Source organism: Rheinheimera sp. (assembly GCF_036782235.1).
In the GTDB taxonomy this organism is placed as follows: domain Bacteria; phylum Pseudomonadota; class Gammaproteobacteria; order Enterobacterales; family Alteromonadaceae; genus Pararheinheimera.
Map to the genome: position 1 here is coordinate 34,924 of NZ_DAIPZL010000001.1, position 14,833 is coordinate 49,756.

The 14,833-nt window shown below is 53.1% G+C and carries 10 protein-coding genes; 1 reads left to right on the forward strand and 9 read right to left on the reverse strand.

What is annotated here, in order from left to right:
• Positions 1 to 60: 60 nt before the first annotated feature.
• From V7P87_RS00145 to V7P87_RS00160, 4 genes are all read right to left on the reverse strand, one after another.
• Entirely contained in the window at positions 61 to 3,156 is a 3,096-nt protein-coding gene (locus tag V7P87_RS00145) for an efflux RND transporter permease subunit (RefSeq protein ID WP_333795619.1), read from the reverse strand.
• A gap of 2 nt (positions 3,157 to 3,158) precedes the next feature.
• Complete coding sequence (locus tag V7P87_RS00150; RefSeq protein ID WP_333795620.1) at positions 3,159 to 4,253, reverse strand: efflux RND transporter periplasmic adaptor subunit; 1,095 nt, start codon at positions 4,251 to 4,253, stop codon at positions 3,159 to 3,161.
• A 91-nt stretch (positions 4,254 to 4,344) separates the two neighbouring features.
• Positions 4,345 to 5,328 (reverse strand): pseudouridine-5'-phosphate glycosidase, encoded by a 984-nt coding sequence (locus V7P87_RS00155; protein WP_333795621.1) that lies wholly within the window; start codon positions 5,326 to 5,328, stop codon positions 4,345 to 4,347.
• 99 nt (positions 5,329 to 5,427) lie between these two features.
• Complete coding sequence (locus V7P87_RS00160) at positions 5,428 to 9,279, reverse strand: amino acid adenylation domain-containing protein (protein ID WP_333795622.1); 3,852 nt, start codon at positions 9,277 to 9,279, stop codon at positions 5,428 to 5,430.
• A 327-nt stretch (positions 9,280 to 9,606) separates the two neighbouring features.
• Between V7P87_RS00160 and V7P87_RS00165 the strand changes: the two genes are divergently transcribed.
• Positions 9,607 to 10,098, forward strand: a complete 492-nt coding sequence (locus V7P87_RS00165) for a MarR family winged helix-turn-helix transcriptional regulator (protein WP_333795623.1) — start codon at positions 9,607 to 9,609, stop codon at positions 10,096 to 10,098.
• Between the two features lie 63 nt (positions 10,099 to 10,161).
• On the opposite strand, the gene V7P87_RS00170 is transcribed toward V7P87_RS00165, so the two are convergent.
• The 5 genes from V7P87_RS00170 to yghU all read right to left on the reverse strand — a co-directional run bounded on the left by V7P87_RS00170 (position 10,162) and on the right by yghU (position 14,749).
• The gene (locus tag V7P87_RS00170) at positions 10,162 to 11,265 is read right to left on the reverse strand and encodes an alkene reductase (protein WP_333795624.1); all 1,104 of its coding nucleotides are present in this window, start codon (positions 11,263 to 11,265) and stop codon (positions 10,162 to 10,164) included.
• Complete coding sequence (locus V7P87_RS00175) at positions 11,265 to 12,179, reverse strand: EamA family transporter (protein ID WP_333795625.1); 915 nt, start codon at positions 12,177 to 12,179, stop codon at positions 11,265 to 11,267. Before V7P87_RS00175 ends, V7P87_RS00170 begins: the two co-directional genes overlap by 1 nt.
• Complete coding sequence (upp, locus tag V7P87_RS00180; RefSeq protein WP_333795626.1) at positions 12,176 to 12,874, reverse strand: uracil phosphoribosyltransferase; 699 nt, start codon at positions 12,872 to 12,874, stop codon at positions 12,176 to 12,178. The genes V7P87_RS00175 and upp overlap by 4 nt, the downstream gene beginning before the upstream one ends.
• Before the next feature lie 53 nt (positions 12,875 to 12,927).
• Positions 12,928 to 13,605, reverse strand: coding sequence for a phosphoribosylanthranilate isomerase (locus V7P87_RS00185; protein WP_333795627.1), 678 nt, complete (start codon positions 13,603 to 13,605; stop codon positions 12,928 to 12,930).
• Between the two features lie 283 nt (positions 13,606 to 13,888).
• Positions 13,889 to 14,749, reverse strand: coding sequence for a glutathione-dependent disulfide-bond oxidoreductase (gene yghU, locus V7P87_RS00190; protein WP_333795628.1), 861 nt, complete (start codon positions 14,747 to 14,749; stop codon positions 13,889 to 13,891).
• Positions 14,750 to 14,833 lie beyond the last annotated feature (84 nt).

Below are 14,833 nucleotides of genomic sequence, written 5' to 3' on the forward strand. Positions count from 1 at the left end.
CCGGTCAGATAAAAGCGCAGCACAGGGCAAGCGGTCTATCCCCCTTGCCCTGTATTGTGATTATTGGGGTGTGAAAAGCCCGGAGTCAGCGGTTGCAGCTTCATTCTGATGTGCTGACGCCGGCTGCCTTGCTGTGGCAAACAGCTGATAACACAGCGGCAGCACAAAGAGGGTAAACAAAGTGCCTAACAACATACCGGCCACTAACATAATGCCAATGCTGTTGCGGGCTTCGGCGCCGGCGCCACTGACCAGCACCAGCGGGAAATGGCCCAGCACAGTGGCGGCTGTGGTCATCATCACGGGGCGGAATCTGCTGACCGCAGCTTCAATGGCCGCCTGAGCCCGGCTTAACCCGGTCAGTTGCAGATGATTGGCAAATTCCACGATCAGGATGCCGTTTTTTGCCACCAGCCCCACCAGGGTCACCAGCCCAATCTGCGAATAAATGTTCAGCGTGGTGAAGTCCAGATAAGACAATAACATCGCCGCCGACAACGCCAACGGTACACTGCCACACAGCACCACCAGCGGGTCACGGAAACTGTTAAATTGCACCGCCAGCAGCAGATACACCACCAGCAATGACAACATCATGACCTGCAACATCGAAGTGCCTTGCTGGCGCAACTGACGGGACTCACCGGCATAATCCAACAGGTAACTTGGTGGCAGCAACTTGTGCGCTGCAGCTTCCAGTGCCTGTAATGCACTTTCTTTAGTACTGCCCGGGGCTACGCCACCATAAATCCGCACCGCATTTTGCTGGGAAAAACTATTCAGCTGACGGGGCACTGTTTGCCAGTGCAGCTGGGCAATATCAGACAAGGGCAACAGGCTACCATCCGCTGTTTTGATGGGTAAATCCAGCAAGCGGCTGACATCAGCACGTAAGTTCTGGTTCAGCAGCGGGATCACCTGATAGGCCTTGCCCTGTGCATCAAACCTGTTGACATAATTACCCGACAACAACACCGACAACTGCTGGCTGACATCGGCAATCTGCAAACCTAAATCGGCAATTTTTTCGCGGTTTAACCGCAATTCAGTTTGGGGTAAATCAATTTTTAAATCGGTGTCGGCATATAAAAAATGGCCGCTGGCAAAGGCTGCGCCAACCAGTTTATCGGCGTACGCTTTCATCTCCTGATAAGGCGCATTGGCTTTAACCACCAGCTCCACATCAAACTGACCGGCAGTGGGCAATGGTGCCGGCATAATAGGCAAAGGCTGAATACCGGGCTGCGCCGACAATAAACCATACACCTGGCCTAACAACTGCTGGGTACTTTGTTCCCGCTCTGCCGCCGGGCTGAATTCAATGCCGCCAAAAGCGCCATTGATAAAAATATTCTGCCACATCTGGGTTGCCCCCGGCAGTTGCAACAGTGCATCCACCATAGGCCGCATTTGTTGTTCGTTATACAACAAAGACGATTCTGGCGGCGACTGCACCAGCACATAAATACTGCTTTGATCTTCCACCGGCGCCAGCTCTTTTTGCGAGCCCTGATAAAGCGGCAGCAATAACAGGCTCAACAACAAAGCGCTGCTTAATAACTGCAGGCGAAACCGCTGCGCCCACACCAAGGAGCGCCGGTATAAATTGCTAAAGCGACCAAAACTATGGTTCACCCTCTGGCTGAACCTGCTTTCCCGCCCCGCATCGGCAATCACCCAACTGCTCATCACCGGCGATAAAGTGACGGCAACCACTCCGGAAATAATCACGGCAATCGCCAGGGTAAAAGCAAACTCGCGGAACAACACCCCGCTCAGGCCTGACAATAAACCAATAGGTGCATACACAGCAGCCAGCGTCAGTGTCATTGCCACTATAGGCGTAAACAACTGCCGGGCGCTGAGTAAGGCCGCCTGATAGCGTGAATGGCCCTGGCGTACCAGCCTTGCCACGTTTTCCACTACCACAATGGCGTCATCAACCACCAGCCCGACCGACAATACAATGGCAAGCACTGTCAGCAGGTTCAGTGAAAAACCAGCCAGACTGATGGCGGCAATGGCGCCGAGAATAGACACCGGAATAGTGACCAAAGGCACAGCGGCAGTGCGCAATGAGCCCATCATCAGCAGCACCACCAGTGCCACCAGCAAAATGGTTTCGGCCAGGGTGATAAAAATTTCTTTAAGCGCATCACGCATATACAAAGTGCCGTCGTAAGCGTATTGGATCTCAACCCCATCCGGCAGTGTTGGGTTCAGCGCCGCCGTGGCGGCATAAAGTGCATCCCCCACGGCAATTTCATTGGCACCGGGCAAAGGCCAGACCGACAAATACACTGTGTCCTGCTGATCAAGCCTTGCAGTCATTGCCGCCTCTTCATGCGAAAGCTCCACTGTGGCCAGATCCCGCAGGTACACTGTTTGCCCTTCAGCCTGACGCACTATCAGGCTGGCAAAGTCTTCTGCTGTTGCCAGCTGAGTATTGGCAACTAAATCAATACGTTGTTTGCTGGTTTCGGTAAAACCCAGAGTGGCAATACTGTTATTGGCGGCCAATGCCTGCCAGACATCATCAGGGCTTAAATGAAAGGTACTGAGGCGGTCCGCATCCAGCGTGACCCGCATCGCCGGGGTGCGCCGCCCTTCAATATCCACTTTTTGTACACCGGGAATATTGCCAAGCACTGGGGTGACCTGTCGGGATAAATAGTCGGTTAACTGACTCAGTGGAATGCCAGGCGCACTGACATTTAAATAAAACAGCGCATGGGGCCGGTCTGCCCTTTTGACATTGACCAGCGGATCTTCAGCCCCGGCAGGCAACTGATACCGGATCTGGCTGAGTTTGCTATTCAGTTCGGCCAGCGCCCTGGTGCTGTCTTCATTCAGCCGCAGATAAACGGTCACTTTGCTTTCACCTGCTTTACTGACAGCGTCAACATAATCCAGCCCCGGAATAGTGGCGGCCACCCGCTCTACCGGATCGGTAATAAAACCCTTGACTGTGGCCGCCGCCGCCCCTGTATAACGGGTGCTGATTTCCAGCGCCGTGCTTTCCAGACGCGGAAACTGTAAGACGGCAATTTCTTTTGCCGCCCACAAACCACCAAAACAAATCAACAATGAAAACACAATGGCAAGAATAGGACGACTGACAAAAATATCGGTACTGCGCTGTGCTGAGCTGGTCATGTTCAGAGCTCCGCCGCCGCAGTCAGGCTGTCGGGTGCTGCAACCGCCACTTGTGCCCTTAAACCATCGCGCAGTTTAAAAGCCCCCTCATTGGCAATCAGCTGCGCCTGTTGCAGGCCCGCTGTGACCAACACCTGCTCACCCAGTCTGGCGCCCAGCTGCACCTGTTGCCTTCTGGCCCTGAGCACGCCGGCCTGGTCTTTTTCCAGTAAATACACATAATCACCCAGTTGATCACGCACCACAGCAGTGGCCGGGATCACCGGCAACAACCGGCTTTGGCCTGTGGCAAAATCAACCTGCACCAGCTGGTTGGCGCGCAATTGTTGTTGGCTGCCTGGCAAACTGGCCCGGTATCTGAGCTGACGCAGCCTGCTGCTGACTTCTGCTTCCACTGAAACCACCTGCGCCGTCATCGCCTGTGTTTTGCCGGGCAGATAAACATCCACTTTGTCGCCGGCTGCCAGTTCAGGTAACCCCTGGGGTACCGAAAAATCCACCCAACTGTGGTCGGTCAGGCCAACCAGCGTTGTTAACACCAGATTACGTTCTAAAAACTGGCCTTGTTGCAGATCATGAATACCGGCTCTGGCACGAAACGGTGCCCTCAGCACTTTTTTGCCAATGACTGTCTGCAACACCTGTTGCTCAGCCTGCAATTCACTAAGGCGGGCCTGCGCCAGCTCCAGCGCTTCAGTACTGACTTTTTGTCCCTGGTACAGTTGCTGATAACGGCGCACCGTTTTTTGCTGTTGTGACAGCCGCACTTCAGTGGCTGCCAGCCTTGCCAGTTCTTCCTGATGATCAATTTCCAGCAACACCTGATCTTTTTCCACTACAGCGCCTGAACTGAAATTGATCCTGCTGACGGTGCCGGACAATTCATTGGTCAGTTGCAGATATTGGGGCGCTTTGAGCACCCCACTCACCTGACGCCTGGGCTGATAGGGCTGACTGGCGACAGTCTGGGCCGTGACAGTAGCAGATTGTTCAGCGCTGCTAACCGGGCCGTTTTGCTGCCACTGGCGCAACAAAGTAACCACAGCAGCAAGCAAAACCAGCAAAATAACGGTGATAGACCATGGCATCAGTTTCATCGGTGTCCTCCTGACAGGCTGACTCTGACACAGAGCAGCAATGTTTACGTAAAGTATCTTTATGTGAAGATATATAATGAAATTTTTTTTGTCAACCAAAAGCCTGGCTGCCAGCTTGCTGCTGTCGCTGGCAATAACGGGCATGCACCACGGCAAGTTCAGCAGCCACTGCTGTGGTATGGCGCAGCACTGCCGCATTGGCCTGCGCCGATAAACCGGCTGTTGCCTTCTCAACGGCTTTCATAATAAAACGGGTCAGGCCGTTGCCACTGATGCCAGTTTGTGCCGCGGCCTGCGTGGCTTCGCCAATGGCTTGCTCCACCAAAGCGGCGTCTAAAGCGTCAGCCTCTGCTGTGGGTGTACAAATCAGGGTGCTAAGCTGTGGTGCCAGTGCAGCTTGCCATTCAATAGCGGCGGCCAGCTGCCATGGGTCGTCCAATCGTCTTGGCGCTTTAAAACCGGAAGATCGACAATAAAACGCAGGAAAATCATCAAACTGATAAGAAACGACCGGCACATTATGGGTTTCCAGAAACTCCAGCGTCAGTCCCAGATCCAGGATATTTTTGGCACCGGCACAAACCACAGCCAGCCCGTTCCGGGTCAATTCAATCAAATCACCGGAAATATCCATACTCTGTTGTGCACCACGGTGCACCCCACCCAGGCCAGCCGAGGCAAAAAAGCGGATGCCGGCATGGGCCGCAATTTGTAAAGAACAGGCCACAGTGGTGGCACCACTGCTGCCGCTTGCCAGCACAAAAGCCAAATCACGGCTGCTGATTTTGGGGGTTTGCGGCCGGGTGGCCAGATACACCAGTTCGTCGTGCGTCAGACCAACCCGGATTTTGCCATCCAACACCGCCAGTGTGGCCGGCACAGCACCTTTGTCCCGCACTATCTGCTCCAGCGCCAGTGCCGTTTGCAAATTCTGCGGGTAATCCAACCCCTGACAAATCACATTGGACTCCAGTGCTACCACTGCTTGCTGTTGCGCCAGTGCAGCCTTCACTTCAGCACTGTAATAAAGTGGCAGCTGCCGGGTGGCCCTGCCGGTCAAAAGGGATTGTTGCATGATATTTTCCTGATGATTCAATGCAGGCCGGACAAACCGGCCGGCGGGTGAATAACACCCCGTGCTTTTGCACAGGGGGTTTGGCTGAGCCTTTTCAGCTCAGGCAGACTGCAATATTTCCAGTTGCCGGCTCAGCTGCTGGTAACGCTGAATGTAACCACTCAGCTCTTTCATACCACTGGCCTGCAACAGGGCGTAATGACAAGCTTCCAGCTGCACTTCAACTAAGCCCAGCTCGCGGCCAACCGCCTCAATAAAGGCATAATCATCACCTTTGGCTTTAAACAGTACAGGGGCTACCTTTAGCCGGCGCTGACTGAGTTCGGCAAAGGTATAACGGTACTGATAGGTTTGACGCACCAGACTGACAATATTGTCCACCAGCTGTCTTGGCAAAGTGCGGTAGTGCTGACAGATAAAATCGACAAAGGAGTCCTGACAACGGGCCTGTTGCAGACATTGTTGTAACAAAGGCCCACTGATTTTCTGCGCAAAAACCGAATACAACACTGTGACAAAAGCAGCTTCGGTAAAATCAGCCAAACCACTGTGATTTTCACACTGTAGCTTTGGCGAACCCGGTGCCAGTAAAAATAACTGCTCTACCACATCCCCCTGTTGCTCCAGCTGATAAGCGACTTCAAAGGCCACCCGGGCGCCAAAAGAATAACCCCAGATCCGATAAGGCCCCTCTGGCTGCACCTGCTTTAACAACACAATATCCGCCTGCGCCATGGCACTGATATCGGGCTGGATCTGTTCACCAGGTTCCAGGCCTTCAGCTTTTACCCCATAAAAATTCTGCCCGCCGGCAGTGGCTTCGGCCAACAAACGCAGATTCATCGGATAACCACCAAGACCGGGCCAGCAGAAAATATTCTGTTGACTCTGTGCCTGATGCAGCGGCAATAACCGGCTCTGCTCTTTGCCCTCTGTTGCGGCTTGTTGCACCAATTCGGCCAAAGCAGCGATATTGGGGGCAGTAAAAATGGCCTGCATCGGCAATTGCAACGCAAACTGCTGATTGATTTGGTGCATCAGCGCCACCGCTTTTAACGAGTTGCCACCACAGGCAAAAAAGTCATCCAGCACCGACACCTGAGCCAGCCGCAAACTTTGCTGCCACAGGCTCAGCAATAAGGTTTCTGTGTGGTTCCGGGGGGCCAGCATTGGAGCTGCATTGTTGTTGCTTTGCACCTGAGGGGACTGACGCAGCGCCTGCAAGTCAATTTTGCCGTTGGCGGTATGCGGGAAACGGTCAAACACCACAATATTGTTGGGCACCATGTAAGCGGGCAGACTGTTTTGCAGTTCATCCCGCAAAATTTCGGCTGGACCACGCATATGGATACTGTCTTCCTGCATACCAGTGCAGGCTTGCTGCTGCAGGCTCACTTTGCCGCCTATGGCAAAATAAAATGCCGCTTTTGGCATCTGCCGGACGTCACAAAGTGCATCCATCCGAAGCGCGGCATTCAGCGGCGCACCCGATTTTGAGCTATAGCCCGACGACATCAACCCCAACTGCAAGCCATTTTGTTGCAGTTGCTGTAACCGTCGTCCCAGCGCAATGTACTGATACCAGTTGTCCTTGCTCTGACTTAATAAACCAATGCCAAAACTGGCGCGTTGATACACCTGCTGATTGATAGCAATCACGTCCGATTCTTCGATGCGCTCTTCATCGAGGAACTGTAAACTGGTGCCTTGCCACAGATACTGGCCAGCAGCCAAACCCGGCACAGCATCGGGCTGCACCTGCAAAATCTGGGTCACAGGGCAATCCGGTGCCACCCAGCTATCCACAGCAAAAGACCCCAGATACAAGTCCTGTTCATCAACGGCCAACAGCGGTTGCAGCGCCGGCTCAAAACTCTGTGCTGTAATACCAAGGCCAAAACCAGGCAGCACCTGATCAAACAGCCCCAGCATATGGCCGGCTTCCATCTCCAGCACTTCGGCAATATTGTTTTGATACACAGGTTCAATGGCACTCACCCGGCCGAGAAAATGCAATTTCAGGCCAGGTTTTGTCGCTGCTGTTTTAGCCGCCACTAAATACAGGCTGTGCTGCTTTGGCTGGTAATAATAAAAACCACTGTCCAAGCCAAAAAGGCCGTCAATTTCCAGATAAAGCTGAGTGGCGTACAAAGCGCCGGGGGACGCAAAACCATATTTGGGTAACAACCGTTCGCTGCTGTGAAACTGGCCAAAATAACGCAGCAGATAACCAAAATCGGCAAAACTCAGGTTGGATAAAGTCTGCACTTTGGCAGGCTTTGGTGCTGTACTTTGTAATAAAGCGGTTAAATCTTGCTGACTGACGGCGCCGCCCTGAAAAAAGCGGTAAGTTTTACGGGCAAATACCAGCGCTTTTTGCTCAGCCGTTGCTTCTGCGCCCGGCAGCGGTAGCTGACTGTAACCCAACAGCTGATGGCTCTGGCGCAGTCCGGCATCGGACAGCTGAGCTTTAACCTGTAATTTGTTTTGTTTTGACTGATGGTGCGCCCCCTGACGGCCCTGATCCATCAGGCTGGCTTGTTGTTTGTCCAGTTCGATACAAGCAATCAGCTGATCACCGCCGGTACGGCTGTCTTGTTGTACCAGCACAGCAGCATTTTTAATCCAGCGGTGTTTTTCAATCTGCAGCCGAATTTCATCCAGTTCCACCCGGTAACCACGCAGCTTCACCTGATTATCCGCCCGGCCAACAAAATGGGTATTGCCATCCGCTTCCACCCGCGCCAGATCGCCGGTGCGGTACAGGGATTGATGCAGCGGATCAGCACTGTGTGGATTGTCGATAAAACGCTCGGCCGTTAAATCCGGACGCTGATAATAACCACGCGCCAGCTGAACACCACTGATATAAAGTTCACCAATTTCACCGGGGGCAACCTGCTGTAAAGCCGCATCCAACACATAATAACGGGTGTCTGCCACCGGATAACCAATAGGCACCGCCAGCGGGATCTGTGCCAGCTGCCTGGCTGTCACTTCAAAAGCAGAAGAATTAATAGTGCACTCGGTCGGGCCATACAGATTTACCAGCCGGCACTGTGTAAAAGTGTGCAGCAGCTCAGACGCCAATTGCCGGGTTAACAACTCCCCCCCGCTGAAGATAAACTTTAAACCAGTGGCCATAGTGCAGCCCGGTACTTCCAGCAACGCCTGTAATAAGGTTGGCACGCCCTGCAGCACTGTGACCCCAAGCTCAGCCACTGTATCTAATAAAGCCGGTGGGTCACGGTAGATACCCGCTGCTCCAACCACCACAGTCGCCCCCATGGCCGACGCCAGAATTTCCCACTGCGCCGCATCAAAACTAAAAGGTGTTTTTTGCAATATGGCCGTGCTGTGATCAAAACCATATTCTGTTGCCAGCCACAGCAGCTGCGCTGTGATACTTTGATGTTCAATCATCACCCCTTTTGGCTTGCCGGTGCTGCCTGAGGTGTAAATCATATAAGCCAGCTGCCGGGCATTGAGCCGGGGCTGAAATGGCGGCAAAGCTGAAGGTAGATCTTCCACTGTTAAAATCGTCAGCGCCTGCGGTGCCAACTGCTGCAGTTGTGCGCGTAAATGCCGCTGGGTTAACACCACGGACACTTTGGCATCTGCCAGCATGTATTGAATACGCTCGGCCGGATATTCGGGGGACAATGGCAGATAACAACCACCGGCAAACAGAATACCCCAGACACCTCGGATCAAGTCAGTACCAGGTTCCATAAACAAACCAATACATTGCTGCTCTGACTGCATCCGGCCGGCCAGCTGCTGCGCTATATCACCAGCCTGTTGCACCAGGCTGGCAAAACTCAGTTCTTCCTGATGGGTGCGCACCGCCACTGCATCTGGCTGCTGCTGGCATTGCCATAACAATAATGTGGCCAAGTCACTGCAACCCTGTGCAGATTGTTTATGCAACTGTGTCTGAACTGGGCGCATTAAAACACTTGCCCCTGACTGTACTCTTTCCATTCTTTTTGCCTCCTTGTCGTTCGATAAAAACTTACCGGCGGCTGCTTCACCGCCGCTGTTGAAAACTGCCATGTCAAGATAACAGTCAAAATCTTTATAACAAGTATCTTTATATGAAGATTAATAATTTAATGACATTGTCATAAAGCTGAGGACAATCAAACAGAATCATGCCGTTTATCATTGATTTATAATGTCTTTGTTAAGTTTTTATGCCCTGCCGCCAGCTATTGCTCAGTGATCAATCACAAGCTAATATTCCTTCCTATAAAGAAACTTCACGAGAAGATAAAAATGACAGATGATTTAGTGGATCTGGTGATCCAGCAGTGGCAGCAGGAGCGTCCTGACCTCAACCCGGCACCTATGGCGGTGATGGGCCGGCTGGTACGCAGTTGTGCATTATTTGACCGGGAACTGAGCACAGTTTTCAGTGAATTTGGCTTAAATGGCGGCGAGTTTGATGTGATTGCCACCTTACGCCGCTCAGGCAAACCTTATACCTTAACGCCCAATCAACTGTTGCAAACCCTGATGCTGACTTCGGGTTCTATGACCAACAGAATTGATAAACTTGAAGAAAAACAACTGGTCATGCGAAGCCCGGATCCACACGACCGTCGTGGTGTGCTGGTGTCTCTAACGCCAAAAGGGCTGGAGATTATTGATAAAGCGCTGGTCAAACATCTGGCAAAAGGCGACCAGCTGCTGGCAGCACTGAGCCTGGCCGAGCGGGAGCAGTTGGCGCTGTTGCTGAAAAAACTGTTGCAGTCGCAGGGGATGTAAATAACAGGCCCTGTGACCGGGCCTGTTGTCCGCACCAAAGCCGGTAAAGCCCGGCTGTTTTATTCAGCTCAGACTTTCAGGCTCGGCCCGTGGCGATAACTGCAAAGTCGGATAATCGGTATAACCTGTGGCATCCCCACCATAAAAAAAGCTGGGATCAGGCTGGTTATAAGGCCCGCCACGCCGGCTTCTGGCTACCAGATCCGGATTGGCCAGAAATAAAGCGCCAAAGGCCACCGCATCTGCCAGATCCTGCTGCAGAACTTCTGCGGCAATTTGTGGGGTCACAGGGCCGGACTGGGCACTGTGGTGCGGGTTCAGGATCAAACAACCCTGCCATAACTGCCGTATCAGCAAGGTCATATCGCGGTTTGCCGCTTCCATCAGATGCAGATAAGCCAGATCTGCTGGCAACTGACGGCATAAGGCCGGATACAGCGTCGTTGCATCCGCTTCCTGCATATCATTGTATGGATTTTGTGGCGACAAGCGCACGCCGGTGCGATGGGCGCCTATGGCGTCAGCGACAGCAGCCACCACTTCCAGTGTCAGTCGCAGCCGGTTTTGCACTGAGCCACCATACTGATCGGTCCGCTGGTTACAGTGTTGTGTCATAAACTGGTGCAGCAAAAATCCGTTACCGGCATGAATTTCCACACCGTCAAAACCTGCTTCGATGGCAAAACGGGCGGCAATAGCAAAATCATCAATACATTGCCGGATATCAGCACCTGTCATAGCCCTGGGCACCGGATAAGGTTGCGGGCCAGCGGCGGTATACGCCAAACCATTGGCCGCAATAGCCGAAGGTGCCAGTGACTGATGGGCACTGGCATATAAAGACGGATGACCGATCCGGCCGGCGTGCATCAGCTGAGCCACAATACGGCCCCCCTGACGGTGGACAGCTGCGGTGACAGGCCGCCAGCTGTCGGCCTGTTGCTGGTTGTGTAAACCTGGTGATTGTGCAAATCCCTGGCCTGTGATACTGGGCTGAATGCCTTCACTGATCATAAGGCCGGCACTGGCACGCTGGGCATAATATTGCGCCATCAGCGCTGTCGCCAGACCATCGGCTGTGGCACGGTTGCGGCTCATCGGAGCCATCACAAAACGGTTTTGCAGCGCCAGAGCGCCTGTTGTCAGCGGACTATATAAAGATGCCATCAGAATTTTCCTTTAGGTAAGGGGGTCAACGAAGTGTCAGCAGCCGGCACCCCAGGTGCCGGCGGACGTTGTGCCAGCACTATCGCCAGCAAAATAGCCACAGCCCCCAACGATTGCTGCAAAGTAAGCTGCTGATTTAAAACAAGGTAGCCAAACAGCAAAGCCGAAACCGGGCTGGTAAAGGTTAAAAATGACAAAGTCACTGCCGGCAAACGCTGTAAAGCTCGGAACCACAACAAATACGCCAGCACAGCACCAATCAGGCAGAGATAACTGTAACCGGCCAGATTTTGCAGGCTGATCTGTGCAGGTAAACTTTCCTGATACAAAGCAAGCGGCAACAACAACAAACCGCCGGCCAGCAGTTGCCAGCCGGTAAAAGTCACCAGGCTGATATGGGCTGGCTTGGGCCATTTTTTGCTGAGCACTATGCCAAGCGCCATTGAAGCAGCGCCGAGAACGCCGGCCACCACACCTGTCAGCGACAACGCCGCCCCCTGCACCGAAACCAGCAAAGCAACACCCCCACTGGCAATACCGGCGGCAAGCACAGGCCGCAACCGCAGTTTTTCATGTAATAAAAACACACTGAACAACATCACCAGCACCGGCTGACAAGACATCACCAGCGCCGCTACCCCACCCGGCAAATGATAAGCAGCCACAAAAAGACAATAAAAAAACAAACCTATATTCAGGCTACCCAGCAAGGCAGAGCGCCACCACCAATGGCCTTGTGGCAACTGGCGTTGCCATAACAATAACAACAGCCCGGCCGGCAAGGCGCGGGCAAGCGAAGCCAGCAAAGGTCGGTCCGGCGGCAGCAGTTCTGTGGTGACAACATAGGTGCTGCCCCAGATCACTGCAGCCAGCCCCCCACACAGCAGCGCCAGCGTGTAAGACCTGCTGCTCATACTGCCTCCGCCTGCCAGGTACCAAAATAACGATCACCAAAGTCACCAATACCCGGCAGCATATAAGCATGCTCAGTCAGCCCCTGTTCAATGCTGCTGGTGATGATCTGCACTGCAGGTTGTTGCTGCGCAATGCGGGCAAGGCCGGCCGGTGATGACAATAAATTCAGTAACAAAATACGGTCCGCTCTCACGCCTTCTTCCAGCAAAACATCCAGCGCGCATAAGGCCGAGCCACCGGTCGCCAGCATAGGTTCAAATAACATCACATAACCGTCAGCGATATTTCCCGGCAGTTTGCTGTAATACAAATGGGGTTGTTTGCTTTGTTGATGGCGCTGCACCAGAATTTTGCCAATAGGGATGTCGCGGTTAATACGTTGCAATTCAAATTCCATACTCTCACCGGCCCGCATCACAGAAACGGCGCAGAGCCCGGTCGCCAGACGTTTGCCCTGATAGGGCACTCCCAGTGGCGTGGTCACCTGATAATCGCTAAAGGGCAACAAGGCATAAGCTTGCTCCAGCAACAAGCGGATCACCTGATCAGCATAAAAGGTAAAAGTAGACTGACAGGCTCTTTTATCCCGCATCTGGGCATGCAGAGCACGCAGGCGGTCAGTTTGTGCCAGTTCGATTACAGGCAGTGCCGGGCCGCAATGCAGCGGGGTCACCGGCAGAGTTTGTGCAGACATAAGATGCTCCTTGCAACAAAACAGCCCACCGGCAAAGGGCGGGCTGACAGGGGTTAGGCGGCCAATTCGGCAAAAGCCTGACGGGCTTGTGCAACAAAACGACGGATCCTCGCCACATCCTTGCGCCCATCCGGCCCTTCCAGCCCGGTATGGGCATCAACAGCTGCCGGACGGACATGACGGATGGCTGCAGCCACATTATCCGGGTTCAGACCACCGGCCAGCATCAGTGGTTTTGGCGAGCGCCGCACCAGTTCAGCACTGACATCCCAGTTGTGGGTTAAACCTGTCGCCCCTTTTGCCCCCGTCTTCGGGTTATAGGTATCGGTAATAAACATATCGACATATTCTGCACACTGATCCACCAGTTGCAGCAGCTCGTCAGCGTTATCCTCTTTCACCACCAGGCTTTTCAGAATGCACAGATCAGGTCTTAACTGACGCAGTTTTTGCATTTCAGCAACACTGATATCACCATGTAGCTGCACTGCGGTCACACCAAGCTGGCGGCAAAATGTACTCACCTCTTCAGCGTCCGTCATATAACTGATCAGCACACCGGCATGTGGTTGTTCCAGCCCGGCAATAATATCGATAGCAGCCTGCTCGCTGATATCGTCACGACCCGACGGCAGCCGCAATGGAAAACCCAGCCACTCCACGCCTTCATCGACGATCAGTTGTGCTTCCTGCCGGTCGATAATGCCGGCAACCTGGATCAGATGTTTCATTTTGCTCTCCCTTCGAGTTCTTGGCCTGTATCTCAACACAATGTATCTTCACCTGAAGATACATTTATTTAATACATGAAGAATCTTTATGTCAAGACATAATCTGATAGCAAGAACAAAGGCAATACCCCACGACCTGAGCCGGCAATAACGACATTTGGCCTGAACTGATAACACAGCGGTGACGGGAGAATAAGGACAACAGCGCCTGAGGGCAGAACAAAAAAGTGGCTGCAGCAAAGCGACCCGGCTTGCCTGACTCAGGTCGCTTTACTCTTTGTGGTTATTCAGCTGCCGACAGCGGCAAAAAATCAGCGGCACTGTGGCGCTCCGGCAGCTGCTCGTGCGGCTCTCCCCAGTTGCGGTTCACTTTAACACCGCGTTGTACCGCAGGACGGGCATCGATGGTTTTTGCCCAGCGCTGCAGATTGGGATAACTTTGCACATCAAGAAATTCAGCGGCGTTATATAAACGGCCTAATACCAGGGCACCATACCAGGGCCAGATGGCGATATCGGCAATGCTGTATGCTTGCCCGGCCACATAAGGCTGCACCGCCAGCTGGCGCTCTAATACATCCAGCTGCCTTTTGCTTTCCATCGCATAACGGTTAATGGCATATTCGAATTTTTGCGGGGCATAAGCGTAAAAATGGCCAAAACCACCGCCTAAAAAAGGCGCACTGCCCATTTGCCAGAACAACCAGTTCAGCACTTCGGTGCGCTCTGCCAGAGTGGTTGGTAAAAAAGCGCCAAACTTTTCTGCCAGATACAACAAAATATTGCCGGACTCAAATACCCTAAGCTCAGGCTGTACCGACCTATCCACTAAAGCCGGAATTTTGCTGTTGGGGTTAATGGCAACAAAACCCGAGCCAAACTGATCTCCGTCGCGGATACTGACCAGCCAGGCGTCATAGTCAGCGCCGGAAAAACCAGCCTCCAGCAGCTCTTCGAGCATAATGGTCACTTTGACACCATTGGGGGTGGCCAGCGAATAAAGCTGCAGCGGATGCTGGCCTGTAGGCAGCGTTTTTTCATGGGTGGCGCCGGCAACAGGCCTGTTGATACTGGCAAAAGCACCGCCGTTTTGTTGATCCCAGACCCAGACTTTGGGTGGTATATATTCATCTTGTTGTTGCATCACCTATCCTCGTTGTTGCGCGCTTTGCTGCACTATTTACTGCACCCGTTGCTGCACTTTTTACAGCACTTGTGCTGCACTTTA